The 24027-nt window shown below is 64.1% G+C and carries 20 protein-coding genes; 9 read left to right on the top strand and 11 right to left on the bottom strand.

Going from position 1 to position 24027, the window contains the following annotated elements; genetic code table 11:
- The first annotated feature begins 187 nt into the window (after positions 1–187).
- Entirely contained in the window at positions 188–1096 is a 909-nt protein-coding gene (locus tag KZZ07_RS23920; protein ID WP_219518381.1) for a hydrogen peroxide-inducible genes activator, read from the top strand.
- Between the two features lie 97 nt (positions 1097–1193).
- Here KZZ07_RS23920 and KZZ07_RS23925 read toward each other — a convergent pair whose 3' ends face one another.
- The 6 genes from KZZ07_RS23925 to KZZ07_RS23950 form a co-directional block, all read right to left on the bottom strand.
- Positions 1194–2432: a CoA transferase gene (locus KZZ07_RS23925; RefSeq protein ID WP_219518382.1), complete on the bottom strand. Its 1239-nt coding sequence runs from the start codon at positions 2430–2432 to the stop codon at positions 1194–1196.
- The gene (locus KZZ07_RS23930; RefSeq protein ID WP_219518383.1) at positions 2429–3298 is read right to left on the bottom strand and encodes an HTD2 family dehydratase; all 870 of its coding nucleotides are present in this window, start codon (positions 3296–3298) and stop codon (positions 2429–2431) included. Before KZZ07_RS23930 ends, KZZ07_RS23925 begins: the two co-directional genes overlap by 4 nt.
- Positions 3295–4191, bottom strand: a complete 897-nt coding sequence (sucD, locus tag KZZ07_RS23935) for a succinate--CoA ligase subunit alpha (RefSeq protein ID WP_219518396.1) — start codon at positions 4189–4191, stop codon at positions 3295–3297. Before sucD ends, KZZ07_RS23930 begins: the two co-directional genes overlap by 4 nt.
- A 12-nt stretch (positions 4192–4203) precedes the next feature.
- The gene (locus KZZ07_RS23940) at positions 4204–5382 is read right to left on the bottom strand and encodes a malate--CoA ligase subunit beta (RefSeq protein WP_219518399.1); all 1179 of its coding nucleotides are present in this window, start codon (positions 5380–5382) and stop codon (positions 4204–4206) included.
- Between the two features lie 23 nt (positions 5383–5405).
- Positions 5406–6365, bottom strand: a complete 960-nt coding sequence (locus KZZ07_RS23945; RefSeq protein WP_219518401.1) for an HpcH/HpaI aldolase/citrate lyase family protein — start codon at positions 6363–6365, stop codon at positions 5406–5408.
- 84 nt (positions 6366–6449) lie between these two features.
- Positions 6450–7652, bottom strand: a complete 1203-nt coding sequence (locus tag KZZ07_RS23950) for a pyridoxal-phosphate-dependent aminotransferase family protein (RefSeq protein WP_219518403.1) — start codon at positions 7650–7652, stop codon at positions 6450–6452.
- A 141-nt stretch (positions 7653–7793) separates the two neighbouring features.
- Here KZZ07_RS23950 and KZZ07_RS23955 point away from each other — a divergent pair, with 141 nt between their 5' ends.
- Positions 7794–9197, top strand: a complete 1404-nt coding sequence (locus tag KZZ07_RS23955) for a helix-turn-helix domain-containing protein (RefSeq protein ID WP_219518406.1) — start codon at positions 7794–7796, stop codon at positions 9195–9197.
- A 79-nt stretch (positions 9198–9276) separates the two neighbouring features.
- Here the strand turns inward: KZZ07_RS23955 and tdh are convergent, their stop codons facing one another.
- The 3 genes from tdh to KZZ07_RS23970 form a co-directional block, all read right to left on the bottom strand.
- Positions 9277–10317: an L-threonine 3-dehydrogenase gene (tdh, locus tag KZZ07_RS23960; RefSeq protein ID WP_219518409.1), complete on the bottom strand. Its 1041-nt coding sequence runs from the start codon at positions 10315–10317 to the stop codon at positions 9277–9279.
- Positions 10314–11501, bottom strand: a complete 1188-nt coding sequence (locus KZZ07_RS23965; RefSeq protein ID WP_219518412.1) for a glycine C-acetyltransferase — start codon at positions 11499–11501, stop codon at positions 10314–10316. Before KZZ07_RS23965 ends, tdh begins: the two co-directional genes overlap by 4 nt.
- A 94-nt stretch (positions 11502–11595) precedes the next feature.
- The gene (locus KZZ07_RS23970; RefSeq protein ID WP_219518415.1) at positions 11596–12156 is read right to left on the bottom strand and encodes a helix-turn-helix domain-containing protein; all 561 of its coding nucleotides are present in this window, start codon (positions 12154–12156) and stop codon (positions 11596–11598) included.
- A gap of 94 nt (positions 12157–12250) precedes the next feature.
- Between KZZ07_RS23970 and KZZ07_RS23975 the strand changes: the two genes are divergently transcribed.
- The gene (locus tag KZZ07_RS23975; protein WP_219518418.1) at positions 12251–13168 is read left to right on the top strand and encodes an aminotransferase class IV; all 918 of its coding nucleotides are present in this window, start codon (positions 12251–12253) and stop codon (positions 13166–13168) included.
- A gap of 4 nt (positions 13169–13172) precedes the next feature.
- Here the strand turns inward: KZZ07_RS23975 and KZZ07_RS23980 are convergent, their stop codons facing one another.
- Positions 13173–14900 carry a calcium-binding protein gene (locus KZZ07_RS23980; protein ID WP_219518422.1) on the bottom strand — a complete coding sequence of 576 codons (1728 nt, stop codon included), beginning with the start codon at positions 14898–14900 and terminating at the stop codon, positions 13173–13175.
- Between the two features lie 115 nt (positions 14901–15015).
- Positions 15016–17403, bottom strand: coding sequence for a calcium-binding protein (locus KZZ07_RS28015; RefSeq protein ID WP_219518436.1), 2388 nt, complete (start codon positions 17401–17403; stop codon positions 15016–15018).
- A gap of 236 nt (positions 17404–17639) precedes the next feature.
- On the opposite strand from KZZ07_RS28015, the gene KZZ07_RS23990 reads away from it, so the two are divergent.
- The 6 genes from KZZ07_RS23990 (at position 17640) to KZZ07_RS24015 (ending at position 23907) form a co-directional block, all read left to right on the top strand.
- Complete coding sequence (locus KZZ07_RS23990; protein WP_219518440.1) at positions 17640–18365, top strand: GntR family transcriptional regulator; 726 nt, start codon at positions 17640–17642, stop codon at positions 18363–18365.
- Between the two features lie 31 nt (positions 18366–18396).
- Entirely contained in the window at positions 18397–19803 is a 1407-nt protein-coding gene (gene ligM, locus KZZ07_RS23995; protein WP_219518443.1) for a vanillate/3-O-methylgallate O-demethylase, read from the top strand.
- A 120-nt stretch (positions 19804–19923) separates the two neighbouring features.
- Positions 19924–20901 (top strand): TRAP transporter substrate-binding protein, encoded by a 978-nt coding sequence (locus tag KZZ07_RS24000; protein ID WP_219518446.1) that lies wholly within the window; start codon positions 19924–19926, stop codon positions 20899–20901.
- Positions 20902–21414: a TRAP transporter small permease gene (locus KZZ07_RS24005; protein WP_219518449.1), complete on the top strand. Its 513-nt coding sequence runs from the start codon at positions 20902–20904 to the stop codon at positions 21412–21414.
- The gene (locus KZZ07_RS24010; protein WP_219518451.1) at positions 21411–22715 is read left to right on the top strand and encodes a TRAP transporter large permease; all 1305 of its coding nucleotides are present in this window, start codon (positions 21411–21413) and stop codon (positions 22713–22715) included. The genes KZZ07_RS24005 and KZZ07_RS24010 overlap by 4 nt, the downstream gene beginning before the upstream one ends.
- 1 nt (position 22716) lies before the next feature.
- Entirely contained in the window at positions 22717–23907 is a 1191-nt protein-coding gene (locus tag KZZ07_RS24015) for a LysR family transcriptional regulator (protein WP_300535392.1), read from the top strand.
- Positions 23908–24027: the final 120 nt, after the last annotated feature.

Consider the following 24027-nt stretch of genomic DNA (forward strand, 5'->3'; position numbering starts at 1 on the left):
GTCAAAACGTCGGTCCGGACCTTTGCGGCCCGACCCGTTCCTTGTCTCTCTGCGGGGAGACAGCGTATCGCGCGGGGCCCTCGCCGGCCCGCAAGGCGACTCGCCCTCTCTTACCCTAGAATGCTTCTAACAAGTGCCGACCATATGTTTAAGTTGTATTTTCTCATCATCGCAATAACTTTTCCCTATGAAGAATCTGACACTCCGCCAACTCCGCTATTTCGAGGCACTCGCCCGGCACGGCCATTTCGGGCGCGCTGCCGCAGCCTGTTCGATCTCGCAGCCCGCACTCTCGGTGCAGATCCGCGACCTCGAGGCCGACCTGGGCGCCCCCCTCTTCGAACGCGGCGCCCGACAAGTGCGGCTGACGGCCCTGGGCGAGGCCTGCCTCAGCCGGGCGGTGGAGATCCTGCGCGCGGTCGACGAATTCGATGACCTCGCCCGCGCCGCACAAGGCGACCTGGTCGGGCGCCTGCGGCTGGGCGTGATCCCGACCGTCGCCCCCTACCTGCTGCCCGCCCTCTTTGCCGAGCTGAACCGCAACCACGTCGGGCTTGACCTGCATGTGCGCGAAACGCTCACCCCCCGGTTGTTGGGCGAATTGCACGAAGGCAAGATCGACGCCGCCATCCTTGCCCTTCCGGTCGGCGAGGCCGGCCTGCACGAGGTGGCGCTCTTCGATGAAAGCTTTGTCTTCGTCCGGCCAGAGGCCGAGGCCAACGCGCCCGTGCCAGACGGAGAAGCGCTGCAAAAGATGCGCCTGTTGCTGCTGGAAGAAGGGCATTGCTTTCGCGACCAGGCGCTGAGTTTCTGCAAGCTCAGTTCCGCCACGCCGCGCGACGGACTGGACGGGTCCTCGCTGACGACGCTGGTGCAGATGGTGGGGGCCGGCCTGGGTGTAACCCTGATCCCGGAAATGGCGGTGCCGGTCGAAACCCCTGCCGCCCGCGTGTCCATCGCCCGCTTTGCCGAGCCGCAGCCGACACGCACCATCGGCATGGTCTGGCGCAACTCCAGCCCCTTGTCCGAGCAATTCCGCCATTTCTCGGAAACCGTCCGCAGCGCGGCAATGGTTGGACGACTGGCCCGGACATGACACAGAAAACCCCGGGAAACCTTTGTTTCCCGGGGCGTTATGGTCAGATCTTCTGTTTGGCGGGGAGCGACCTGACCACCATGTCACAAAGAATTACTCACGAGGCCAGACGAAAATCGCCGCGCGGCTGCACCGCCACGCCCTCATCCATCAGCTTGCCGATCTCGCCGTCGGACAGTTTCGCGACATCGGCCAGGATCTCCTCGGTGTGCTGACCCAGTTGCGGGGCCGGGCGCGGCACCTCGCGGTCGATTCCGGCGAAACTGAACGGCGAACCGGGCACCCGGTACCGGCCGATCCCCGGCTGCTCGATTTCCGAGAACATCGGGTTCTCGGTCGTCAGGTCCGCGTCCTCGCGCAGGGCCTGGGCAAAGCTGCGGAACTGCGACCAAGTCACGCCACCCTTGTCGAAATCCGATGCAAAATCACTCACCTTGCGCCGTGCGAACCAAGGAGCCAGCACTTTTGTGATCTCGGCCCGATAGGTCCAGCGGGCTCCCTCCTGCATCAGGTCCACGCCCAGCCGTGCTGCCAGGTAGCCCATGTCCTGCTCGGTGCCGGTGACCTTCATCAGGTTCCTCCACTGGCGCGGGGTCAGGGCGATCACCATGACGCGCCGCCCGTCGGCACAGACGAAGTCCTGCCCGTAAGCGCCATAAAGCGAATTGCCCGCCTTGGCCCGGTCGGTCCCGTTGACCGCGACCTCGCCGATGATGCCAAGGTTGCCCAGCATTGCCGCCGCCGCGTCTTTGAGTGTCAGATCAACAAACTGCCCCAACCCTTTGCGAAGGCGCGTTCTTTCCGCAGCCAGAAGGCCGGAGACCACCATGTTTCCTGCGATGCAGTCCCAGGCCGGCAGGACATGCGCCACCGGGTCGGACGTCCCTTCCGGACCCGTCGCCATCGGGAACCCCAGGCTGGGATTCACCGTGTAGTCCACCGCCGGCCTCCCGTGCCGATCGCCCCGCAAGGAGACCATGCACAGGTCCTTGCGGCGGGCTTGCAGCGTCTCGTAATCGGTCCAGCCCTTCGCGGCGAGGTTGGTGATGAACAGCCCCGCGTCCTCGCCCGGGGCGCAGATGATTTCCTGCGCGATCTCGCGCCCGCGCGGGCTTTTCACGTCCAGCGCGACAGAGCGTTTCCCCTTGTTCATCCCGGCCCAGAAAAGGCTTTCTCCGGAGGATGTTACAGGCCAACGCTTATAGTCCATTCCGCCCTGCGGCAGGTCGAAACGGATCACGTCCGCGCCCATCTGCGCCAGGGTCATGCCCGCCAGGGGCACCGCCACGAAGGCCGAGCTTTCGACCACGCGCATGCCGTCCAGAATGCCGCTCATGTCTCCCACTCCATTCTTGCCTGAAGCCCGAGGTAATCCTCGAAGGTGGCGGTCCCGACCTCTATGGCCCCACCCGCCGGGTCCAGGGCGCCCACGAGGCGCAGGTCGGAATCGTGGAACATCGGGTGCACGACGCGATACTTGAACCGCGACGGCGCCTTGCCGGTGTGCCGCTCTGCCGCTTCGATCGCCATCGTCGCCTGCATCGGCCCATGCACGACCAGCGCCGGGTACTTTTCCACCTGCTGCGCGTAAGGCAGGTCATAGTGGATGCGATGCGCATTGTAAGTCGCTGCTGAATAACGGAAAAGCCGAACCTCATTCATCGGCACGCGCTCATCGTAGGCCGTCCGCTCGGGCACCGGCACCTGCCGCGGAGGGCGGAAGGTCTTGGGGATGTCGAGGTAGACGATATTCTGCTCTTCCTCGATCACGCCGCCCTGTTCCCCGGTGGTCACATGGTCGACGGTGACAAAGGCCATCGGCCCGGTCTTGCCTTCCTTCTGCGTCACCGCCCGGATGGTCGAGACCTTGGTCAGCCGCTCTCCGACGTGAAAGACGCCGCCAAAGCGGACGTCACCACCCGCCCACATGCGGCGGCGAAAAGGCAAGGGCGGCAGGAATCCACCCAGCGCCGGGTGCCCGTCCTCGCCCAGTTCGCTCATCGGGACAAATTCCGGAAAAGCGACCCAGTGCCAGAGGCTTGGCAGCTCCATTCCGGCCCGCACGTCACGGACCGGAGACAGGTCATGGCTGACCGCGGCGTTCAGCATCCCCGCGAGGTTGGGCGTGACGCCCCCCTCGCGGGTTTCGCTGCGACCGATCCAGTCCGTATAGTCCGGCTCCACGAGGGACGCGGCGCTCATGCCGCAGCCTTCATGCCCAGGACTTCGGCCATCGTCCGCCCCATCGCAGAGGGGTTCGGCGCCACGGTGATGCCTGCAGAGGAGAGGATCTCGACCTTTTCCTGCGCGCTTTCGCCAAAGGCACTGATGATCGCGCCCGCGTGCCCCATCTGCCGCCCCTTGGGCGCGGCAAGACCCGCGATATAGGCCGCCACCGGCTTGGTCATGTGGTCGCGGACATAGGCGGCTGCCTCTGCCTCTTGCGGGCCACCGATTTCGCCGATCATCATGACAGCATCGGTTTCCGGATCGTTTTCAAAGAGTTCGAGGATGTCCTTGAAGCTCGACCCGTTGATCGGATCGCCGCCGATGCCGATCGAGGACGAGATCCCGATGCCCAGCGCCTTCATCTGGCTGGCCGCCTCATAACCCAGGGTGCCGGAGCGTCCGACGATGCCAATGCGGCCCGGCATGTAGATATGCGGCGGCATGATCCCCATGAAGCCCTTGCCGGGGCTGATGATGCCCGCGCAGTTCGGCCCGATCAGGCGCATCTTGCGGTCACGCGGGTAGCGGCGGAGAAAGCGTTTCACCCGCATCATGTCCTGCGCCGGGATGCCGTCGGTCACGCAGACCGCCGTCTTGATGCCCGCGTCGGCGGCCTCCATCATCGCGTCGGCGGCGAAGGGCGGCGGCACGAACAGCAGCGAGGCCTCGGCGCCGGTCTGCTCCACCGCCTCGCGGACGGTGTTGAAGACCGGGCGGTTCAGGACGGTGCTGCCGCCCTTGCCGGGGGTGACGCCGGCAACGACCTTGGTGCCATATTCGATCATTTCCTGCGCGTGGAACTGGCCGATCCGGCCGGAAAGCCCCTGCACGACGACCTTGGTATCTTCGGTGATGAGAATTGCCATTGTCCGGGCTCCTTATTCGGCGGCGATGGTTTGCGGGCGGGCGGCGACGGCCTTTTCCGCCGCTTCTTCCAGCGTGTCGGCAGAGATGATCGGCAGGCCGCTTTCGCGGATGATCTTCTGCCCTTCCTCGACGTTGGTGCCGCTGAGGCGCACCACGACAGGCAGTTCGATGCCGACTTCCTTGTAGGCCTGGATCACCCCCTTCGCGATCCAGTCGCAACGGTTGATGCCCGCGAAGATGTTGACGAGGATCACCGCCACATTCCGGTCCGAGAGGACGGTGCGGAAGGCCTGGCAGACCCGTTCGGGCGAAGCGCCTCCGCCGATGTCGAGGAAGTTGGCAGGTTCCCCCCCGGCCAGCTGGATCATGTCCATCGAGGCCATCGCCAGACCGGCCCCGTTGATGATACAGCCTATGTCGCCATCCAGGCCGACATAGGCCAGCCCGTTGTCATAGGCAGTTGCCTCGCGCGGGTCCTCCTGGGACGGATCACGCAGGGAGGCAATGGCGGGATGCTTATACAGCGCGTTGGAATCAAAGGACATTTTCGCATCCAGCGCCACCAGGTCGCCCGATCCGGTGATGACCAGCGGATTGATCTCGACCATCATCGCATCCAGGTCGCGATAGGCGCGATAGCAGGCCCGCAGGAAGGTCGAGAACTGGTCGACCTGCTTGGGTTCCAGCCCCAGGCGAAAGCCCAGCTCGCGCGCCTGGTACAGGGCCAGCCCCACCGCCGGATCGACGACCGACCGCACCAAGCTGTCGGGATCTTCCTCGGCCAGGTCTTCGATCTCCATCCCGCCGTGGCCGGAGGCGACGATCATGATGCGCTCGGTCTTCCGGTCCAAAACAAAGCCCAGGTAAAGCTCCTGCGCGATGTCCGAGGCTTCCTCGACCCAGAGCCGGAAAACTCCCTTGCCGTTCGCGTCGGTCTGCTTGGTGACAAGCTGCTGGCCCAGCAGGCCGCGGGCGAAGTCTGCCACTTCCTGCTCCGACTTGCAGACCTTGACGCCGCCCACTTCGCCGCGTCCGCCAGAGTGGATCTGCGCCTTGACGACCCAGGCGTTCCCGCCCAGTTCGCGGGCGCGGTAGGCCGCCTGCTCCGGCGAATAGGCCAGGCCGCCGCGCGGCACGGGGACGCCAAAGCTCTTCAGGATTTCCTTGGCCTGATGTTCATGAATGTCCATATTCTATCCTCCCTCTGCGCGGGTTATTCTGCGGCGATGCCGGTGCCCTTGGCGGCAATCGCCTTGGCCACGTCGATCACGTTGCGGGCCATCTTTTCGCTGGCGGCGTCGATCATCTTGCCGTCGAGGCTGGCAGCACCCTTGCCCGCGGCCTCGGCGGCCTTGAGCTCTTCGATGATGCGTTCGGCCTTGGTGACTTCGGCCTCGGGCGGGCTGAAAACGTCGTTGGCCATCGCGATCTGGCTGGGGTGGATGGCCCACTTGCCCTCACAGCCCAGCGCGGCGGCGCGGCGCGCGGCGTCGACAAAGCCCTGGCCGTCAGCGAAATCGCCAAAGGGCCCGTCGATGGCGCGCAGCCCGTAGGCGCGGCAGGCGATGACCATGCGGGTGATCGAGGCATGCCACTGATCGCCCGGATAGTTCGGGTTCAGCCCGCCGATGTTCACCGTGCGCGCCCGCATCGAGGCGGCGTAGTCGGCCACGCCGAAATGCAGCGCCTCCAGCCGCCCGCCGAATTGCGCGATGGCCTCGACATTGGCCATGCCCAGCGCGGTTTCGATCAGCGCCTCAAGGCCGACGCGATGGGTCAGCCCGCAGGCCTGCTCGATCTGGTTGATCATCGCTTCGACCATGTAAAGGTCGGCGGGCACACCCACCTTGGGCACCAGGATCGTCTCGACCCGGTCGCCGGCCTTTTCCATGATATCGACCACGTCGCGGTACATGTAATGGGTATCCAGCCCGTTGATCCGCACCGAAACGGTCTTGCCCTTGCCGGCCCAGTCGATGTCGTTCAGCAACTCGACCGCGTTCTTGCGCGCCTGATCCTTTTCGGGCGGGGCCACCGCATCCTCGAGATCCAGAAAGACATAGTCGGCGGCGCTGTCGGCGGCCTTTTCGACCATACCGGGGTTGGAGGCGGGCACCGCCAGTTCGGAGCGGTGCAGGCGTTGCTTGCGCAGCGGGTGCAGGGTGTGAGACATGGATTTCACCTTTCTTCAAAGCATGAGGGGACCGGCCGCGCCCTTGCGGGGCGCGCTCAAAAGGTCCCGGGTATCGGGATTGGGTTACTCGGCGGCCACCGCGAGGGGCTGCCGATATTCGATGTCGCCTGCGAACCAGGCCTGGGCGGCGCCGACGCCGGATCCGGGCACCACGGCGGCGCCTGCCCGCATCAGCGCCAGTTCAGCAAGGCTGAGCGCGGTCAGCGCCATACCTTCGTTGAAGTCGCCAAGGTGGCCGATGCGGAAGACCTTGCCGTTCAGCCGGCCAAGACCGGACCCGAAGGAGGTATTCAGATCGTCGTAGGCGATGCGCAGCACCTCGCGGGCATCCACGCCCTCGGGCACGCGGATCGCGCTGACCGTGTTCGAGTAATAGCTGTGATGCTCGGCCACCAGATCGAGACCCCAGGCCTGCACGCCCCGGCGGACGCCCTCGGCCAGCCGCGCATGGCGGGCAAAGACAGCCTCCAGCCCCTCGGCAAAGATCCGGTCCAGCGCCGCGCGCAGCCCGTGCAGCAGCGGCGTCGGCGGGGTGTAGGGAAAGTAGCCATCGGCGTTGAAGGCCCGCATGTCAGCGAAATCGTAGTAGGCGCGGCGCATGGTGGCGGTCTTCGACGCCTCCAGCGCCTTCTGGCTGACCCCCAGGATGCCCAGGCCCGCAGGCATCATCATGCCCTTCTGGCTGCCGGTCACGGCCAGGTCGACGCCCCAGTCGTCCATGCGGAAATCCATCGAGCCGATCGAAGAGACCCCGTCGACAAAGAGAAGCGCGTCGTGAAAGGTGCTGTCCAGCGCGCGACGCACCGCCGCCACGTCCGAGACGACGCCGGTCGCGGTCTCGTTGTGGGTGACGAAGACGGCCTTGATCTCGTCATGTACGTCGCGGCCCAGGATGCGCTCGAACTCGCCCACCGGCGCGCTGGCGCCCCAGGGCAGGTCGACGACCACGGGGTCCAGCCCCAGCATTTCGGCCATCTTGACCCAGAGGGTCGAGAACTGGCCATAACGCGCCATCAGAACCTTGTCGCCGGGGTTCAGCGTGTTGGTGATCGCCGCCTCCCAGGCCGAGGTGCCGGAGCCGGGAAAAAGCATGACCTCACCCGTCGCTGTCTTGAACACGCGCTTGAGGTCGGAAAACAGGCCAAGGGTCAGGTCGCCGAAATCGCTGGCGCGCATGTCCTGCTGCGGGACGTTCATCGCCTGACGCACGGTCTCCGGCACGTTGGTCGGGCCGGGAATGAAAAGGTGGCTCTGTCCGGTACGCATGGTGCTCCTCCCTTGCGGTTGAGACTCACCATGCGTCATACATTCGAAAATCGGAAACAAAGCCGGGTCCTGCTGTAAATGCGAGATTTTACAAACACCCATAATTGTCAAAATGTAAAATTTAGTATACTGTAAAATACCATGAAGACTTTCATCGGACCCCGCCTGCGCCGCTTGCGCATCGAACACGGCCAGACCCAGGTGCAGATGGCCAAACGCCTGGGCATCTCGACCTCTTATGTGAACCTGCTGGAAAAGAACGAGCGCAGCGTTTCGGTGCCGGTCCTGCTCAAGCTTTTCGAGGCTTATGGCGTTGACTGGCGCGACATCGCCGAGGATGACGACACAGCACAGCTGGCCGACATCCGCGCCGTCCTGCAGGACCCGCTGTTCGAGGGCGCCCGCCCCGACCTGCCGCAGTTGCGCGCCGCCCTGGCGCATAGCCCCGACCTGGCCGCCTGCTTTCTGAAACTGCACCGCGCCTTCATGGCGACGAACGATCAGCTGATGAGCGTGGCCAGCTCTGGCGAGACCGGGCAGCGCGTGCTGCCGCAGACCTCCGAGGCGGTGGTGCACAATTTTTTCCGCAGCAACCGCAATCACTTCGAGGCACTGGAACAGGCTGCCGAGGGCTTTTGGTACGGCGAGAACGTCGCCCCCGACGACATCTATCCGGCGCTGAAACTGCGCCTGCGGCACCGCATGGACCTGCGCGTTCGGCTGGTCCCGGTGGCCGAGATGCCGACCTCGCTCAGGGAATACGACGAAGAGCGCCGCGAGGTCCGCCTGTCCGAGGCGCTGGACCATCCCAACCGGGTGTTCCAACTGGTCCATGTGGCCGCCCTGGTCGAACAGAAGGACCTGCTGGACGACATCCTTGGCCGCAGCGGCCTGACCGACGCCAAGGGACGCGCGCGTTGCCGGGTGGAGCTGGCCAACTACTTTGCCGCCGCCGTGCTGATGCCCTATGAGCATTTCCTGGCCGAGGCGCTGGAGAGCAAGTACGACTTCGACCACCTGGCCACCCGGTTCGGCGTCAGTTTCGAACAGGCCTGCCACCGCGCCACGACGCTGCAGCGCAGCGGCGCGCGGGGCGTGCCCTTCTTCTTTTTGCGGATCGACAAGGCCGGGAACGTCACCAAGCGATTCAACTCGACCGATTTTCACCTCGCCGAATACGGCGGCGCCTGCCCCCGGCTGGAGGTGCACACCTGTTTCCGAACACCCGGCCTGATTCTACCGCAGGTCGCCGAGATGCCCGACCGGTCGCAGTTCTTCGTCTTTGCCCGCACGGTGGACCGCCCCAGCTTTGCCCGCCACAGGCAGGACGTGCGACTGGCGGTGGCGATGGGCTGCGCGATGGAACACGTCGGCAGCATCGGTTACGCCGAGGAGTTGAACGTCCGGCAGCCACATGCGGCCGAGATCGGCATCAACTGCCGTGTCTGTCCCCGCGCCAATTGCGACCAGCGCGCGCATCAGGCGGTGGTCCTGTCCCAACCGGTGGACGAGAACCGCCGCGGCGCGACGCGCTACGCGGTCTGATCCCCTTACCTAGACCTTACCGCTTTGTACGAAATGCCGGATTCCCTGTACGTTTTGTACAAAACGTACAGGGATTGCCTCAGACCCAGTCCAGCACGACCTTGCCGGACTTGCCCGACCGCATGACCGCAAAACCCTCTTCGAAGCGGTCGACCGGGAAACGGTGGGTGATGACCCGGCTGACATCCAGCCCGTTTTCCAGCATGGCGATCATCTTGTACCAGGTCTCAAAGATCTCGCGCCCGTAGACGCCCTTGATCGTGATCGCCTTGAAGACGATCCGCGACCAGTCGACCGGCGATTTGCCCGGCGGAATACCCAAGAGCGCGATGCGCCCGCCCATCACCAGCGTCTCGACCATCTGGTCCAGCGCCCGCTGGTTGCCCGACATCTCAAGCCCCACGTCAAAGCCTTCCTTCATGCCCAGCCGCGTGACGACATCCTTCAGCTCTTCCTCGGCGACATTCACCGGCACCACGTCCGCCACCTGCCCCGCCAGGGCCAGCCGATCCGGGTTCACATCCGTGATGACAACATGCCGCGCGCCGACATGGCGCGCCACAGCCGCCGCCATGATCCCGATGGGGCCCGCGCCGGTGATCAGCACATCCTCACCCACCAGGTCAAAACTCAGCGCCGTGTGGACGGCATTGCCCAGCGGATCGAGGATCGCCCCGATCTCGTCCGGGATGCTGTCCGGCAGCGGCACCACGTTGAAGGCCGGCAGGCGCAGGTACTGGGCAAAGGCCCCCTGCTCGTTCACGCCGATGCCGCGCGTTTCCGGGTCGAGGTGGAACTTGCCCGCCCGCGACTGGCGCGAGTGCTTGCCGATCAGGTGCCCCTCGCCGCTGCACCGCTGACCGATGGTCAGGTCATCCACGTTGCGGCCGATCTCGACGATCTCCCCGGCAAACTCGTGCCCCGTCACCAAGGGAACCGGCACGGTCTTTTGTGCCCAGTCGTCCCAATTCCAGATATGGATGTCCGTCCCGCAGATGCCCGTGGCCTTGATCTTGATCAGGACGTCATCCGGCCCGATCTCGGGCACCGGGACGCGCTCCATCCAAAGGCCTTCCTCGGGTTTCGCCTTCACCAATGCCTTCATTTGATTGCTTGTCATCGGATCACCCCCAGATCGCGGCCAACCTGCCCGAAGGCCTCCAGCGCCTTGTCGAGATTCTCGCGCGTCAGGTCCGCACTCATCTGCGTGCGGATACGCGCCTGCCCCTTGGGCACCACCGGAAAGAAGAAACCGGAGACATAGACGCCTTTATTGAACAATTGCGCCGCCATCTCCTGCGCCAGCTTCGCCTCGCCCAGCATGACGGGGACGATCGGGTGTTCCCCCGGCAAGAGGTCAAAGCCCAGGTCCGTCAGACCCGCGCGCCAGTAGGCGGCATTGTCAAAAAGCCGTGTGCGCAGATCGTCGCCTTCTTCGACCAAGCGGATCGCCTCGATCCCGGCGGCCACGACCGCCGGCGGCAGGGCGTTGGAAAAGAGATAGGGCCGCGCGCGCTGGCGCAAGAGGTCGATCACCGGCTGCGGACCGGCGATATAGCCGCCGATGGCCCCGCCCAGCGCCTTGCCCAGGGTGCCGGTCAGGATATCCACGTCGACACCGAAATGCGCCGGCATCCCCTGCCCCTTCGGCCCCATGAAGCCGGTCGCGTGACAGTCATCCACCATGACCAGCGCATCGTATTGTTCCGCCAGCGCGGTGATCTCCGGCAGCTTCGCCAGGTAACCGTCCATCGAGAACACACCATCGGTGGCGATCATGATGAAGCGCGCGCCGTCTTCGCGGGCCTGTTTCAACTGCGCCTCAAGATCCGCCATGTCGGAATTGGCATAGCGATACCGCCGCGCCTTGCAGAGCCGGATGCCGTCAATGATCGACGCGTGGTTCAACGCGTCCGAGATCACCGCATCCTCCGGCCCCAAGAGCGGTTCGAACAGCCCGCCATTGGCATCGAAACAGGCGGCGAACAGGATTGAATCGTCCTTGCCGAGGAACTGCGCCAACCGGGTTTCCAGCTCGCGGTGCAGGTCCTGCGTGCCGCAGATGAAGCGGACAGAGGCCATGCCGTACCCTTTAGGCTCCATCGCCGCCTTGGCAGCGGCGATCAGGTCGGGATGGTCAGCCAGCCCAAGGTAGTTGTTGGCGCAGAGACAGATCTTTGTTTCGCCATCCACCATGATCTCACCGCCCTGCGGCGAGGTGATGAGGCGCTCGCGCTTCATCATGCCGTCGGCCTCGATCTGGCTCAGGGTCTCGGTCAGATGGGTCAGGAATCGGTGTGTCATGTTAGCCTCCATTGCGGAAACGCTAACATGACGGATGGAATTCCGAAATAGGGGATTTTCGGAATCGCGGATTTTTATCCGTTATATTGCCGCATCATGCATCCTGTACCACCAGGAAGGCCCGCGCCGGGACAAGCGCCGCGATCCGATGCGGCACGTCAGCGGCATAGCGCGCGGTGTCGCCTGGGCCGAGCCGGTCGCATCCCGCACCGCTTGAAACCTCGACCTCGCCTTCGATCACGCTGAGATGCTCGCGCGCGCCACGCGTGTGCGGCAGGCTGTCCAGTACACCGCCAGCGGCAAAGCGCAGCTCGTAAACCTCGTGCCGCCCGGCCTCTTCGGGCGGGGACAGGATGCGGATGGTGCACCCAGCACCGCGGTTTTCGATCGTGGGCACATCCCCGGCGCGCAGCACCTCGATCTGGCGGGCGGGCGCGTCCTCCAGCAGACCGGCAAAATCGACCTGCAGGGCACGGGTCAGGTTCCACAGCGTGGCGATGGTGGGCGACGACTCCCCCCGCTCGATCTGACTGACCATGCTGCGGGACACGCCCGACAGCTTGGCCACGGCGTCGAGCGACAGCCCCTGCGCCCGGCGTGCCTCGCGCAGGCGGGTGGGAAGTTTGGCCAAGATGGCGTCAGCGTTTTCCGTCATACCGGATGAGTACCAACGCGCCGCCTGTGGAGCAAGCCTGCTTTCCTCTGGCACGGCGCCATGCAAGCATCGCGGCGGACCAGAGGGGAACAAGATGACCGACGACCATGTTTCGACGCATGACGCCGCACCGGACGTGCGCAACGATGACATCCTGATCTACGTCGACGGCGAGATCGTCCACCGGGACGAGGCACGGGTGTCGGTCTATGACAGCGGCTTCCTGTTGGGGGATGGCATCTGGGAGGGGCTGAGGCTTTATGACGGCAATATCCCCTTCCTGGATGACCACCTGGACCGGCTTTACGAGGCCGCGCTCTATCTGGACCTCGACATCGGCAAGACGCGCGCAGAGCTGACGCAGGCCATTTGGGACACGCTGGCGGCCAACGGTATGACCACAGATGTGCACATCCGCCTGATGGTGACGCGCGGGCGCAAGCGCAAACCCTTTCAGCATCCGCATCTCAGCGTTTATGGCCCGACGATCGTCATCATCGCGGAGCACTCGAAACCCGACGACAGCGTCATCGACCGGGGCATTTCCCTGTTCACCGTGCCGCACCACCGGGGATTGCCCCTGACCCAGGATGCCAAGCTGAACTCGCATTCCAAGCTGAATTGCATCATCGCACTGAACCACGCCGTCCGCGCGGGCGCGGACGAGGCGCTGATGCTGGACCCCTTCGGCTTTGTGAACACGACCAACGCCTGCAACTTCTTCATCGTGCGCAAGGGCGAGGTCTGGACCTCGACCGGGGACTACTGCATGAACGGCATCACGCGGCAAAAGGTGATCGACATTTGCCGCGACAACGGCATTCCCGTTTTTGAACGCAACTTCTCGCTGGTCGACACCTATGGCGCCGACGAGGCGTTTCTGACCGGCACCTTCGGCGCGCAGACCCCGGTGTTCGAGATCGACGGGCGAGTGATCGGCGGCGGCAAGGCGGGACCGATATTCCACCGCATCCGGGCGCTCTACAAGGAGATGATCCGGAACGGCGGCTGAGCCGTCAGGCGAAATCCAAATCGGTCGCGACCAGCGCGGTCACCCCGGAAAAGGTCACGCTGGTCTCGCCCAGCGGATCGAAGATCAGGGTCAGCTCTCCTCCCGGGCCAACCGTGACCTTGGCCGTCAGCGCGGCGTCGGCGGAATTGATGGCGCCGCTGCTGTCCACGTCGAAATCGGCGAATGTGTTGTAACCTGCGGGCGCGCCTATGATCCGGGCCAGATCCGAACCGCCAAATCCGAAATCATCGAGGACGTCCTGCCCGAAAACCTCCGTGAATACAAAGGTATCGGCCCCGTCTCCTCCGCGCAGGAAATCGTTGTCCGTTCCGCCATCCAGCGTATCGTTTCCCTCCTGCCCGGCCAGCACGTCGAAACTCGCGCCCCCGGAGAGGGAGTCACCGCCCTGCCCGCCTACAAGCGTGTCGTGACCGGCCAGCCCGCTGAGCGTGTCCGCCCCCTCTCGCCCACGTATCAGGTTGCCACCCGCATCGCCCGATATACTGTCGTTGCCACTGCCGCCCGTAACGTTCTCGAACGCGGTGATCCGGTCATTGCCAGCCGGCCCGCTGGTCGTCCCCGCGACGAGGTCCACCGTCACCTGCGTCGCGTAGGCCGAGAAATTCAGCGTGTCGATCCCAAACCCGCCGTCCAGCTTGTCGTCGCCTTCACCCGAATAGACGACGTCGTGCCAGCCTTCGGCATAGAGCGTATCCTGCCCGGGACCGTCCGACAGGGTGTCATTGCCCAGCCCGCCCATCAGAACGTCATTGCCAAGCTGCCCCGCCAGAACGTCATTGCCCGCGCCGCCCTCGATGATGTCGTTGCCGCCCCAGCCTTCGAGGTGATCATGCCCGGCCTCACCGTAGATGATATCGTTCCCGGTGCCGGCAAGGATCCGGTCGTCGCCTTCCTCGCCCGCGATCCCGTCATCGCCGCCAAGACCGATCAACAGGTCATTGCCAGGGCCGCCAAAGAGGTCGTTGATGCCGCTTGTTCCTTCGACCGTATCGTTGCCTACCCCCATGCGGACTCCGTCGATGCCGATCAGGACGTCAAAAGCGAAGTCCGGGTCCGTCGCGACGATCTCATCATTCCAGAGCCGAACCAGAACGTCGCCCTCGGCATCCTCGAAATGTACCGTGTCGAAGCCGCTCAAGGAGCCATCCAGCGTGTCCGATCCCGGGCCGCCGTCCATCTCGCTGAGGTGAACCCCACCGACCAGCCTGTCATCTCCCGGACCGCCCCACATCCCGTTCCCGGCCTCGCCGCCGATCAGGGTATCGTTACCGGAGCCGCCGACCACATGCTCAAACTGCATCGAGACCTGGTCGCCAACCGCGATCGGATCCGTTGAAGACAAGACCGCCCAGTAAGACCCGCCGTTGGAGAAGTCGAGATGCACACCCGAAGTAGAAAGCGAGTAGTCGAGCGTATCGTAATCGGTGCCGCCGATGAGCGTGTCCGGCCCGAGCCCCGGCACCAGCCAGTCGTTACCGGAACTGCCGTCGAGGTAATCCGCGCCATCTCCGGCGATCAGGGTGTCGTCGTTGGTTCCACCAAGAAGACGGTCGTTGCCGCCTTGCCCTTCCAGCAGGTCATTGCCGCCGTACCCGTTGAGCGTATCGTTCCCCGCAAGCCCCAGCAGCCAGTCGGAATAGAGGCTGCCGTTGTTCAGATCATTGCCATCAGTCGCATTGCCGATGATCACCCCGTTGTCGCGATTTGCCATACTTCCCCCCTTACTGTTGCTTCAGCCTTTCCCACGCAGGCATGGAAATCCTCGCCCACACGGACAGTGCGGCATTGATCCAACGCAATGATGATCCGGAACGGCGGCTGAGCCTTCAGGCGAAATCCAGATCGGTCGCGACCAGCGCGGTCACCCCGGAAAAGGTCACGCTGGTCTCGCCCAGCGGATCGAAGATCAGGGTCAGCTCTCCTCCCGGGCCAACCGTGACCTTGGCCGTCAGCGCGGCATCGGCGGAATTGATGGCGCCGCTGCCGTCCACGTCGAAATCGGCGAATGTGTTGTAACCTGCGGGCGCGCCTATGATCCGGGCCAGATCCGAACCGCCAAACCCGAAATCGTCGAGGACGTCTTGCCCGAAAACCTCCGTGAATACAAAGGTATCGGCCCCGTCTCCTCCGCGCAGAAAGTCGTCCTGGGCGCCGCCGTCCAGCGTGTCGTCCCCCTCTTGCCCCGACAGGATGTCGAACTGACCGCCGCCGTCGAGCTCGTCGCCGCCCGTACCGCCCAGCAAGAGATCCGGACCGTCCAGCCCCAGGAGCGTGTCGCTGCCACCCAGGCCGCGCAGGGTGTTTCGGAGCGTGTCTCCAATGACAAGATCGTCGCCGCCCCCGCCTGTCGCGTTCTCGAAATTGGACAGCAAGGTGAACTCCGAGGCGCCCGCAGCCACATGGTTGAGCAGGTTGATGGTGACGGCCTCTGAAAAGACGGAAAAATTCGCAGTGTCGATCCCGGGGCCGCCATCTATGACATCACGGCCCAAGCCGACATAGACCACATCATCGCCCGAGCCCGCATCCACCGTGTCCCACCCCGGACCGTCCGAGATCGTATCATTGCCGTCGCCACCCAGGATCGTATCTGCCCGGTCCTGCCCGGCGATGACATCGTCACCTGGGCCACCGTCCATTTCTTCGGCCCCGTCACCGCCGTACATGACGTCGGCACCATCGCCACCGAACATCGTGTCGAACCCGTCAAGGCCATGCAGCGTGTCATCCCCGCCCAGCCCCCGCATCACGTTGTTCAGGTCCGAGCCGATCAGCGTATCCCCGAACAGGGCCGATCCGGTGACGCTCTGGAATTCCGCAATCGTGTCACCCGTGGCGGTGCCGCCGGTGGCGCTCTGGCCGCCCCGGTCCAGATCGACGATCACGGCGGCCGTGCTGCCACTGTAGTCCAGCGTGTCGTCTCCGACGAGGCCGCCGCCATTCAGAACGTCGGCGCCTGGCCCGCCATCGACAAGGTCGCTGCCCGCGCCGGCGAGAATCGTGTCGACCCCGTCCCCGCCCAGGACCGTATCGTCACCGGCAAACGCGGTGAGATGATCATCACCCGCGCCACCAACCAGAAGATTGTCACCCTGGGTTCCCTCAAGGGTATCGTTGCCGCCGCCGGTCAAGACGCTTTCGAACCCCGTGATCGTGTCCCCCGCGACGATGGGGTCTGCCGACACCAGCCGCCCGTTCCACAGCCGTACAAGCACATCGCCCGAAGCAGTGTCGAAGGACACCGTGTCGTCGCCGCCGCTGCCGCCATCCATCACGTCCGCGCCGGAACCGCCTTCGATGAAATCGCTGCCTGAGTCCCCGGTCAGGGTGTCGTTTCCGGCCATGCCCCGAAGCGTCACGCCGGTCTGGAAAGCCGTGATATGGTCATCGCCCGCCCCACCCAGAATGACCTCGAAATCCACGCCTCGGACCTGGTCGATCTCTGCAATTGGATCGGGCGAAGAGACAATCGACCAGTAAAGCAAACCGCCCAAGGGGGCGGGTCCGGGATTGATGTCCAGCGTGAAGCCCAGGGTGGTTGCCGAGTAGTCGAGAGTGTCGGTCCCTCGTCCACCGACAAGCAGGTCCCGTCCGGGACCTGGAACCAAAAGATCGTCCCCCTGATTGCCATCGAGATCGTCCAGACCGGGCCCGGCGATCAGCGTGTCGTTGCCTTCGAGCCCGAGCAAACGGTCGTTGCCCTCTCCACCGTCCAGTTTTGTATCGAGATCGGTATTGGCAGAGACACTGTCGTCCCCCGGACCCAACAGGATGGTTTCGAGGTTCGACGGAACGACGCCGGTCCCAATGCCGTCGAGCTCTAGCCATTGATATGTCAGGCTCATTCCAACATTGGCGGTGACGCCCGTCAGATCGAATGTGTCTGTCCCGGCGCCTCCGTCCACGACATCCGCCCCTGCGGAAAAAATCAGCCAGTCGTCATCCTCGCCTCCGCGCAGCGTGTCGTCACCCTCGCCGCCGTCAAGCGTATCGTTGCCCGGCCCGCCTTCCAGCGAGTCGTTGTCTTCGTTCCCGTCGAGCGAGTCGTCACCTTCGACCCCGTAGATGACGTCATCGCCGGCCAGTCCGGCGATGACGTCGTCGAGCGGTGTGCCATAGATCAAGTCGGGGCCCGCCGTGGGCGCCACAAGGTCTGCCATGCCAATGGCTTTCTGTCGCGTTCCGATGATCATGCCGCTGTCACGATTCGCCATGTCTTCCCCTGGGGTCGCCCGGCAGCCCCGGTGTGCCGGGTAAGTATGCAAGTCTAGCACCCGCGCGCGCCGGCACGTTGATTCATCGCAAGAACCGCATATTTTCCGACCGCCAGGGCACGGCCCGCACTGCGGTATACAATATTTCGATCACACTGCTAAAACGAAACGAAATCGAGCCATGTTGACAATTTATGTATACAAGATACCTTCCCTTGAACTTTGGGAGGAGACCTATGAATCGGCAGGAACGCAGTGCCCAATACGCGCGCGCCCTCATCGAATTGCGGTCGCTCGTCCTGAGCGGCAGCTTTGATGGCGGCGAGCGTCTGGCCGAGATCGCGCTGGCCGAGCGCCTGAATCTCTCCCGCACTCCGCTGCGCAAGGCGATGGACCGGCTGGTCGACGAAGGCCTGCTGGAACGGATCGAGACCGGCGGTTGCCGGGTGGCCCAGTTCACCAAGGCCGACATCCACGACGCGATAGAGCTGCGCGGCGTTCTGGAAGGCACCGCCGCCCGTCTGGCCGCCGAACGTGGCGCCCTGCCAGAGCTGGCCGAGCGTATGGCCGGGGTCCTGAACCAACTGGACGAGGCTGTGTCCGGCACGCTGGACTTCAAGGCCTATGTCGCCCTGAACGGCGAATTCCACGACCTGTTGGCCAATCTTGCCGGCAGTGCCGTTGTCGCGCGCGAAGTCGCCCGCGCCGGACGCCTGCCGGCGGCCTCGCCCTCGGCCTTCATGCAGGGGCAGGAATTGATCCCCGATTTCCGCGAAAGCCTGACCCGCGCGCAAAGACAGCACCGCGGCATCTATGAGGCGATCATGGACCGCCAGGGCAGCCGCGCCGAGGCACTGGCCCGGGAACACGCCCGGCTGGCCCGCAACAACCTGGATTACGTGACAATGGAAGAGCCGGCGCTTGCCGAAAGAGTGCCCGGCCTCTCGCTGATCGCGGAATGACACAACTGGTACAGGGAGAGAGGAAACAACCATGCCCAGTCTCAACGACGCAATGAAGAAGTGGAACAACCCGGTCGAAATGCTGCGCAATTCGCAGATCGGGATGTATGTTTACCCGGTGGTGACGCCGGAATTCCAGAACTGGCGCAACGAGCAGGCCGCCTGGCGCGAAAGCGCGGTGCTTTTCGACCAGAGCCACCATATGGACGAGGTCATCGTCGAAGGTCCGCAGGCGACGGAATTTCTGTCGCACCACGGCATCAACTCGTTTGCCAATTTCGATCTGAACCGCGCCAAGCACTTTGTCCCGGTCACGCCCAACGGCCATGTGATCGGCGACCACATCATTTTCCGCGAGCGCGAGGACAAGTACATCCTGGTTGGTCGCGCGCCGACCTCGAACTGGCTGATGTTCGCCGCCGCCTGGGGCAAGTGGAACGTGCGCCTGCGCCACGACCCCCGCAGCCCCAGCCGACCCGAGGGCGAGCGCGTGCTGCGCGAGCACTATCGCTATCAGATCCAGGGACCCGAGGCCTACAAGATCTTTGAAAAGATGAATGGCGGCCCGATCCCGGACATCAAGTTCTTTCACGTCGACTGGATCAACATCGGCTCCAAGAAGGTGCAGGCGCTGCGCCACGGCATGTCCGGCGCGCCGGGGCTGGAGGTCTGGGGGCCGTACAAGGACAAGGACTACATCCACTCGGTGATCCTGGAATCCGCGAAAGAGGCGGGCGTGAACATCGTGCAATGCGGCAGCCGCGCCTATTCGACCAACACGCTGGAATCCGGCTGGATCCCCTCGCCCCTGCCCGGCATCTACACCGGCGACGGCATGCTGGCGGACTACCGCGACTGGCTGGGCGCCGACATGTACGAGGCGGCGGGCGCCATCGGCGGCAGCTTTGTCAGCGAAAACATCGAGGACTACTACGTCAATCCCTTCGAGCTGGGCTATGACTTCTACATCGGCTGGAAGAAGGACGACTTCATCGGCAAGTCAGCGCTGGAGAAGATCAAGGCCGAAGGGGCGCACCGCAAGAAAGTCACCTTTGAATGGAACCGCGAGGATGTGCTGAAGGTCATCGCCAGCGGGTTCGAGGAAGGGACCCCCTACAAGTGGATCGACTTCCCGCAGCCAAACTATGCCTCGTCCAGCGCCGACATGGTGATGCAGGGCGACCAGATGGTCGGCATGTCGATGTTCAACGGCTATAGCTGGAACGAACGCTGCATGCTGTCCCTGGGCGTGGTGCACAAGGACGTGCAGGTGGGCGACGTGCTGACCCTGCGCTGGGGGGAACCGGACGACACCGCCAAGACCTCGACCGAAAAGCACAAGCAGGCCGAGATCCGCGTGCGCGTCTCACCCACACCCTACGCAAAGGAAGCCCGCGAGAACTACGCCGACAGCTGGCGGACGAAAGCGGCCGAATAAGAGAAATTCCTGCGCCTTCGGGCGGAATGAATTTGTTTCCCGGGCAAGGTCATGCACTACTTTGCCCGGGGACGGACCGTGCCGGGGAGGGCCGGTCGCACCAACCGGGAGGAAAATCAAATGAAAATGACCCATCTGTTCGCGGGCGCCGCGCTTGCCGTGGCCTCTGCCATGAGCACCCAGGCGCAGGAGCTGAAATTCGCCAATTTCACGCCTCCGTTCCACACCATCAACGCCAGCGTGATCGAAAAGCTGAACGCCGATCTGTCGGCGGCCACCGATGGCGCGGTGACGGTACGCGGCTATCACGGCGGCGAACTGGGCGCGGGCCCGGTCGAACAATACGTCCGTGCCGTGCAGGGCGTGGCCGACATGGTCTGGGGGCTGCCGGGCTACACCTCGTCGCAGTTCGGCAAGACCATGATCGTCGAAATGCCCAATGCCATCCCGCTGGATCAGCCGGGCTACGAGGCGCTCTGGGCAGCCTTTGACGAGATCAAGGGAGAGTTCCCTGCCGCCAAACCGATCGCGCTCTGGACCTCGGAACCCAATATTTTCATCATGAAGGATGTAGAGATCCGCACCCCCGCAGACCTTGCAGGGCTGAAAGTGCGCGTCGCGGGCGCCACCGCCGCCGAAGTGGCCGAGGCCCTGGGCGCGACGCCGGTGCAGATGCCGATCAACCAGGTCTACAACGCGCTGCAGACCGGGCTGATCGACGGCGTGATCACCGGTGCCTCGACCCTGTCGGACTTCAAACTAGACGAGGTCGCCAACAGCTATACCCTGGGCGCCAACCTGGGCCGCCTCGCCTTTTACACGGTGATGGGCCAGTCGTCCTATGACAAGCTGTCGCCTGACGCCAAGGCCGCCGTCGACGCCGTTGCAGGCATGGAGGTCTCCAAATCCGCCGAAATGGCCTGGAACGCGACGGCAGATGCCGCGCTGGAGGCCGCCCGCGCGGATGACACCAACGTGGTGATCGATCTCAGCCCGGAAGAGGCCCAAGCCTTTGCCGATGCCGTGGCCGACGTGGTCAATGGCTATGTCGCCGAGGTCAATGGAGAGGCCGCGCTTGCCAAGATGCGGGGCGAGTGAGTGCTGAACGCCCTCAGGAAAACCGCGGACGGGCTGATCCGCCTGTCCGCGGGCATCGGCGCACTGGCGCTGATTGCCGAGGTCGGCGTGATCCTGGTCGACGTGATCGGGCGCGCCTTCGGCCATCCGATGTTCGGCAGCCAGGACCTGATCACCATGATCATGGTCATGCTTGTCTTTGGCGGCATGGCGCTTTGTGACCGCAACGGCGGCCATATTGCGGTCGATCTGTTCCAGAAGACCTATCCACCGCTGATGAACCGGATTATCGACATCTTCTCTGCCCTGCTGGGTGCGGTGATCTTTGCCTTCATCGCATGGGCCGTCTGGGAAAGCGCGAAGTTGAGCCAGATGCTGAACCTCTCCACCAATCTGTTGCGCCTGCCCAAGGTCTGGTTCCAGTGGGGGCTGTGTGGGTTCGCCGCCCTCACCGCGCTGGGAATGCTGTTGCGGGCGGTGGAACTGACCCTGTCCCGACGCGACGTGCGCGGCGAATGGAGCAAGTCCACATGACAATTGGCGCCATCGGCCTCATGGGCATCGCGGCTTTGCTGATCCTGCTGATGCTGCGTATTCCCGTGGCCTTTGCCATGTTCCTGGTGGGCTTCCTTGGAATCTGGCACCTGAACGGCTGGAATGCGGCGATGGGGCTCTTGGCCTCGGAAACCTTCACGCTGGCCTCGAACCCGGAACTGGTCATCATTCCGCTGTTCATCCTGATGGGCAATATCGCCACGGTCACAGGGATGAGCCGACAGCTGTATGATGCGGCCTATGCGGTGATCGGCCAGATCCGTGGCGGTCTGGCCTCGGCCACGGTGATCGGCTGCGGCGGGTTCGCGGCGCTGTCGGGGTCTTCCGTCGCCTCCGCCCTGACGATGGGCAAGGTCAGCCTGCGCGAGATGGACCGTTTCGACTATGATCCGCGCCTGTCGACGGGCGTGGTCGCCGCAGGTGGCACCCTGGGCATCTTGATCCCGCCCTCTACCGGCTTTGTCATCTATGCCATTCTGACCGAACAGAGCATCGGTCGGTTGTTCCTCGCCGGCGTTCTGCCGGGCCTGCTGCTGCTCAGCGCCTTCATCCTGACAATCACCGTGATGTGCTGGATACGGCCCAGTTTCGGCCCCGCCGGACCACGGACCACGATGGATGAGAAGAGCCGCAAGCTGCTGGGCGCGCTGCCCATCCTTGTCGTGATCCTGCTGACCATCGGCGGCATCTATGCCGGGCTCTTCTCCCCGACAGAGGCGGCGGGGGTCGGCGCCGGGCTGGTGATCCTCTACGGGATCGTGACCCGCACCCTGACGCTCGGCGCGTTCTGGGAGGCATCCAAGGACAGCATCGTGACCACCGCCACGGTCATGCTGATCCTGATCGCCGCGCATATGATCAACCCGTTCCTGGCGCTCAGCCATATTCCAACGGTCGTCGGGGAATTCCTGGCCAGCCTCGAAGCGGGCACAATCGGCACCCTCATCGTGATCCTCTTTGTCTACCTCGTTCTGGGTTGCTTTCTCGAAGGTTTTGCCATGCTGGTGCTGACCCTGCCGATCTTCTTTCCGGTCATCATCGACCTGGGGATCGACCCGATCTGGTTCGGGGTGCTCGTGGTCCTGACGCTTGAAATGGGATTGATTTCACCGCCCGTCGGGATCAACGTCTTTATCGTCAAATCGGTGGCGCCCAAGGTCGAGCTGGGGACAATCTTTCGCGGCGTCCTGCCGTTCTGGCTGGCGATGATCGCGACACTGGCGGTGCTTGTCGCCTTCCCTCAGATATCGCTGATCCTGCCAAATACGATGTTCAACTGACGTGACAACAGGCCAGTCGATCCCGCGCAACCTGAGACATCTGCGTCTCTTGCCTGCGATTGCAGAACACCGCTCTCTGACGGGAGCGGCCCAGGTCAGCGGCCTGTCCCAGACCGCCGTCACCCATGCCTTGCACAAGGTCGAGTCCGCGGTTGGCAGCCCCTTGTTCGATCGCAACAGCGCCGGAGCCTTTCCGACGGAACGCGGCGTGGTGCTGCTGGCCAGGATCCGGCGCGCGCTCGACCGGCTGGACCCGGCCCTTGACGCCCTTGCCCCCGGCCTGTCGCGTGTCGCAACCCACTCCCAACTGACTGCCCTGATCGCCACTGCAAACAGCGGCAACGTCACCCTCGCTGCCCGGCAACTGGGCCTGGCCCAACCCACGGTCCACCGTGCGGTGAGCGATCTGGAACGCGCGGCTGGCCGTTCGCTGTTCGATCGCGCACGCAGCGGGTTGGTTCCCCGCCGGACCTGCCTGTCGCTTTGCAGGGCCGCGCGACTCGCCTTCGCCGAACTGGACCAGGCAGAGGCGGATCTGGCGGAATTCGATGGACGCGAAGGCGGGCGCGTGGTTCTGGGCGCCCTGCCCTTGTCGCGATCCAACCTGCTGCCGGCGGCACTGGTTGCGTTCCGGAAGGAACGCCCCGAAACGCCGGTCATCGTGCACGACAGTCGTTACGAGGATCTCCTGGCCGGGCTTGTTGCCGGAGACGTCGATGCGATCATCGGAGCCCTGCGCGATCCCGCACCGGTGGCAGAGGTCGAGCAACGTCCACTTTTCGACGACCGTTTGTGTTTCGTGTCCAGACCCGGGCATCCGTTGACCAAGGACAAGGCCCCGACAATCGCGAGTCTGCTCCAATGGCCCTGGGTCGTCCCCCGCATGGGCGCCCCGGCGCGTCGTCAATTCGAAGAGGTCTTTTCCAACCACGGGTTGAGACCGCCGGAAAACGTCATCGAAAGCGGCTCCGTCCTCCTGATGCGCGAAACCCTGCGGCAAAGCGAGATGCTCGGGTGCATTTCCGGGTGGCAGGCCGCCGCCGAGGTTCAACACGGCCTGATGACGCCACTTCCAATTCAACCGGATGTTCCAACACGCAGGATCGGCGTCACGCTGCGCCGCGACTGGATGCCCACCACGGCCCAACGCCGCATGCTGGAACTGCTGACCGAGGCCGCGCGGAATTTTTGATCCAGAACAACAAAAGCCCCGCCGGAAGAACCGGACGGGGCTTTTATATTCGTATTTTGCATAGAGAGGTATGGTTTTTTCTAGGTTTGGCGGCGACCTACTCTCCCACGTCTTGAGACG

This window comes from Mameliella sp. CS4 (assembly GCF_019392335.1).
Lineage (GTDB): Bacteria > Pseudomonadota > Alphaproteobacteria > Rhodobacterales > Rhodobacteraceae > Antarctobacter.

What these genes read in the sequence shown, in the direction of transcription:
- KZZ07_RS23955 (WP_219518406.1), top strand. Translation starts at nt 7,794, where the DNA reads ATGAAGACTTTCATCGGACCCCGCCTGCGCCGCTTGCGCATCGAACAC.
- KZZ07_RS23970 (WP_219518415.1), bottom strand. Translation starts at nt 12,156, where the DNA reads ATGACGGAAAACGCTGACGCCATCTTGGCCAAACTTCCCACCCGCCTG.
- KZZ07_RS23975 (WP_219518418.1), top strand. Translation starts at nt 12,251, where the DNA reads ATGACCGACGACCATGTTTCGACGCATGACGCCGCACCGGACGTGCGC.
- KZZ07_RS23920 (WP_219518381.1), top strand. Translation starts at nt 188, where the DNA reads ATGAAGAATCTGACACTCCGCCAACTCCGCTATTTCGAGGCACTCGCC.
- KZZ07_RS23980 (WP_219518422.1), bottom strand. Translation starts at nt 14,900, where the DNA reads ATGGCAAATCGCGACAACGGGGTGATCATCGGCAATGCGACTGATGGC.
- KZZ07_RS23965 (WP_219518412.1), bottom strand. Translation starts at nt 11,501, where the DNA reads ATGACACACCGATTCCTGACCCATCTGACCGAGACCCTGAGCCAGATC.
- ligM (WP_219518443.1), top strand. Translation starts at nt 18,397, where the DNA reads ATGCCCAGTCTCAACGACGCAATGAAGAAGTGGAACAACCCGGTCGAA.
- KZZ07_RS28015 (WP_219518436.1), bottom strand. Translation starts at nt 17,403, where the DNA reads ATGGCGAATCGTGACAGCGGCATGATCATCGGAACGCGACAGAAAGCC.
- KZZ07_RS23945 (WP_219518401.1), bottom strand. Translation starts at nt 6,365, where the DNA reads ATGTCTCACACCCTGCACCCGCTGCGCAAGCAACGCCTGCACCGCTCC.
- KZZ07_RS24010 (WP_219518451.1), top strand. Translation starts at nt 21,411, where the DNA reads ATGACAATTGGCGCCATCGGCCTCATGGGCATCGCGGCTTTGCTGATC.
- sucD (WP_219518396.1), bottom strand. Translation starts at nt 4,191, where the DNA reads ATGGCAATTCTCATCACCGAAGATACCAAGGTCGTCGTGCAGGGGCTT.
- KZZ07_RS24000 (WP_219518446.1), top strand. Translation starts at nt 19,924, where the DNA reads ATGAAAATGACCCATCTGTTCGCGGGCGCCGCGCTTGCCGTGGCCTCT.
- tdh (WP_219518409.1), bottom strand. Translation starts at nt 10,317, where the DNA reads ATGACAAGCAATCAAATGAAGGCATTGGTGAAGGCGAAACCCGAGGAA.
- KZZ07_RS23990 (WP_219518440.1), top strand. Translation starts at nt 17,640, where the DNA reads ATGAATCGGCAGGAACGCAGTGCCCAATACGCGCGCGCCCTCATCGAA.
- KZZ07_RS23940 (WP_219518399.1), bottom strand. Translation starts at nt 5,382, where the DNA reads ATGGACATTCATGAACATCAGGCCAAGGAAATCCTGAAGAGCTTTGGC.
- KZZ07_RS23950 (WP_219518403.1), bottom strand. Translation starts at nt 7,652, where the DNA reads ATGCGTACCGGACAGAGCCACCTTTTCATTCCCGGCCCGACCAACGTG.
- KZZ07_RS23925 (WP_219518382.1), bottom strand. Translation starts at nt 2,432, where the DNA reads ATGAGCGGCATTCTGGACGGCATGCGCGTGGTCGAAAGCTCGGCCTTC.
- KZZ07_RS23930 (WP_219518383.1), bottom strand. Translation starts at nt 3,298, where the DNA reads ATGAGCGCCGCGTCCCTCGTGGAGCCGGACTATACGGACTGGATCGGT.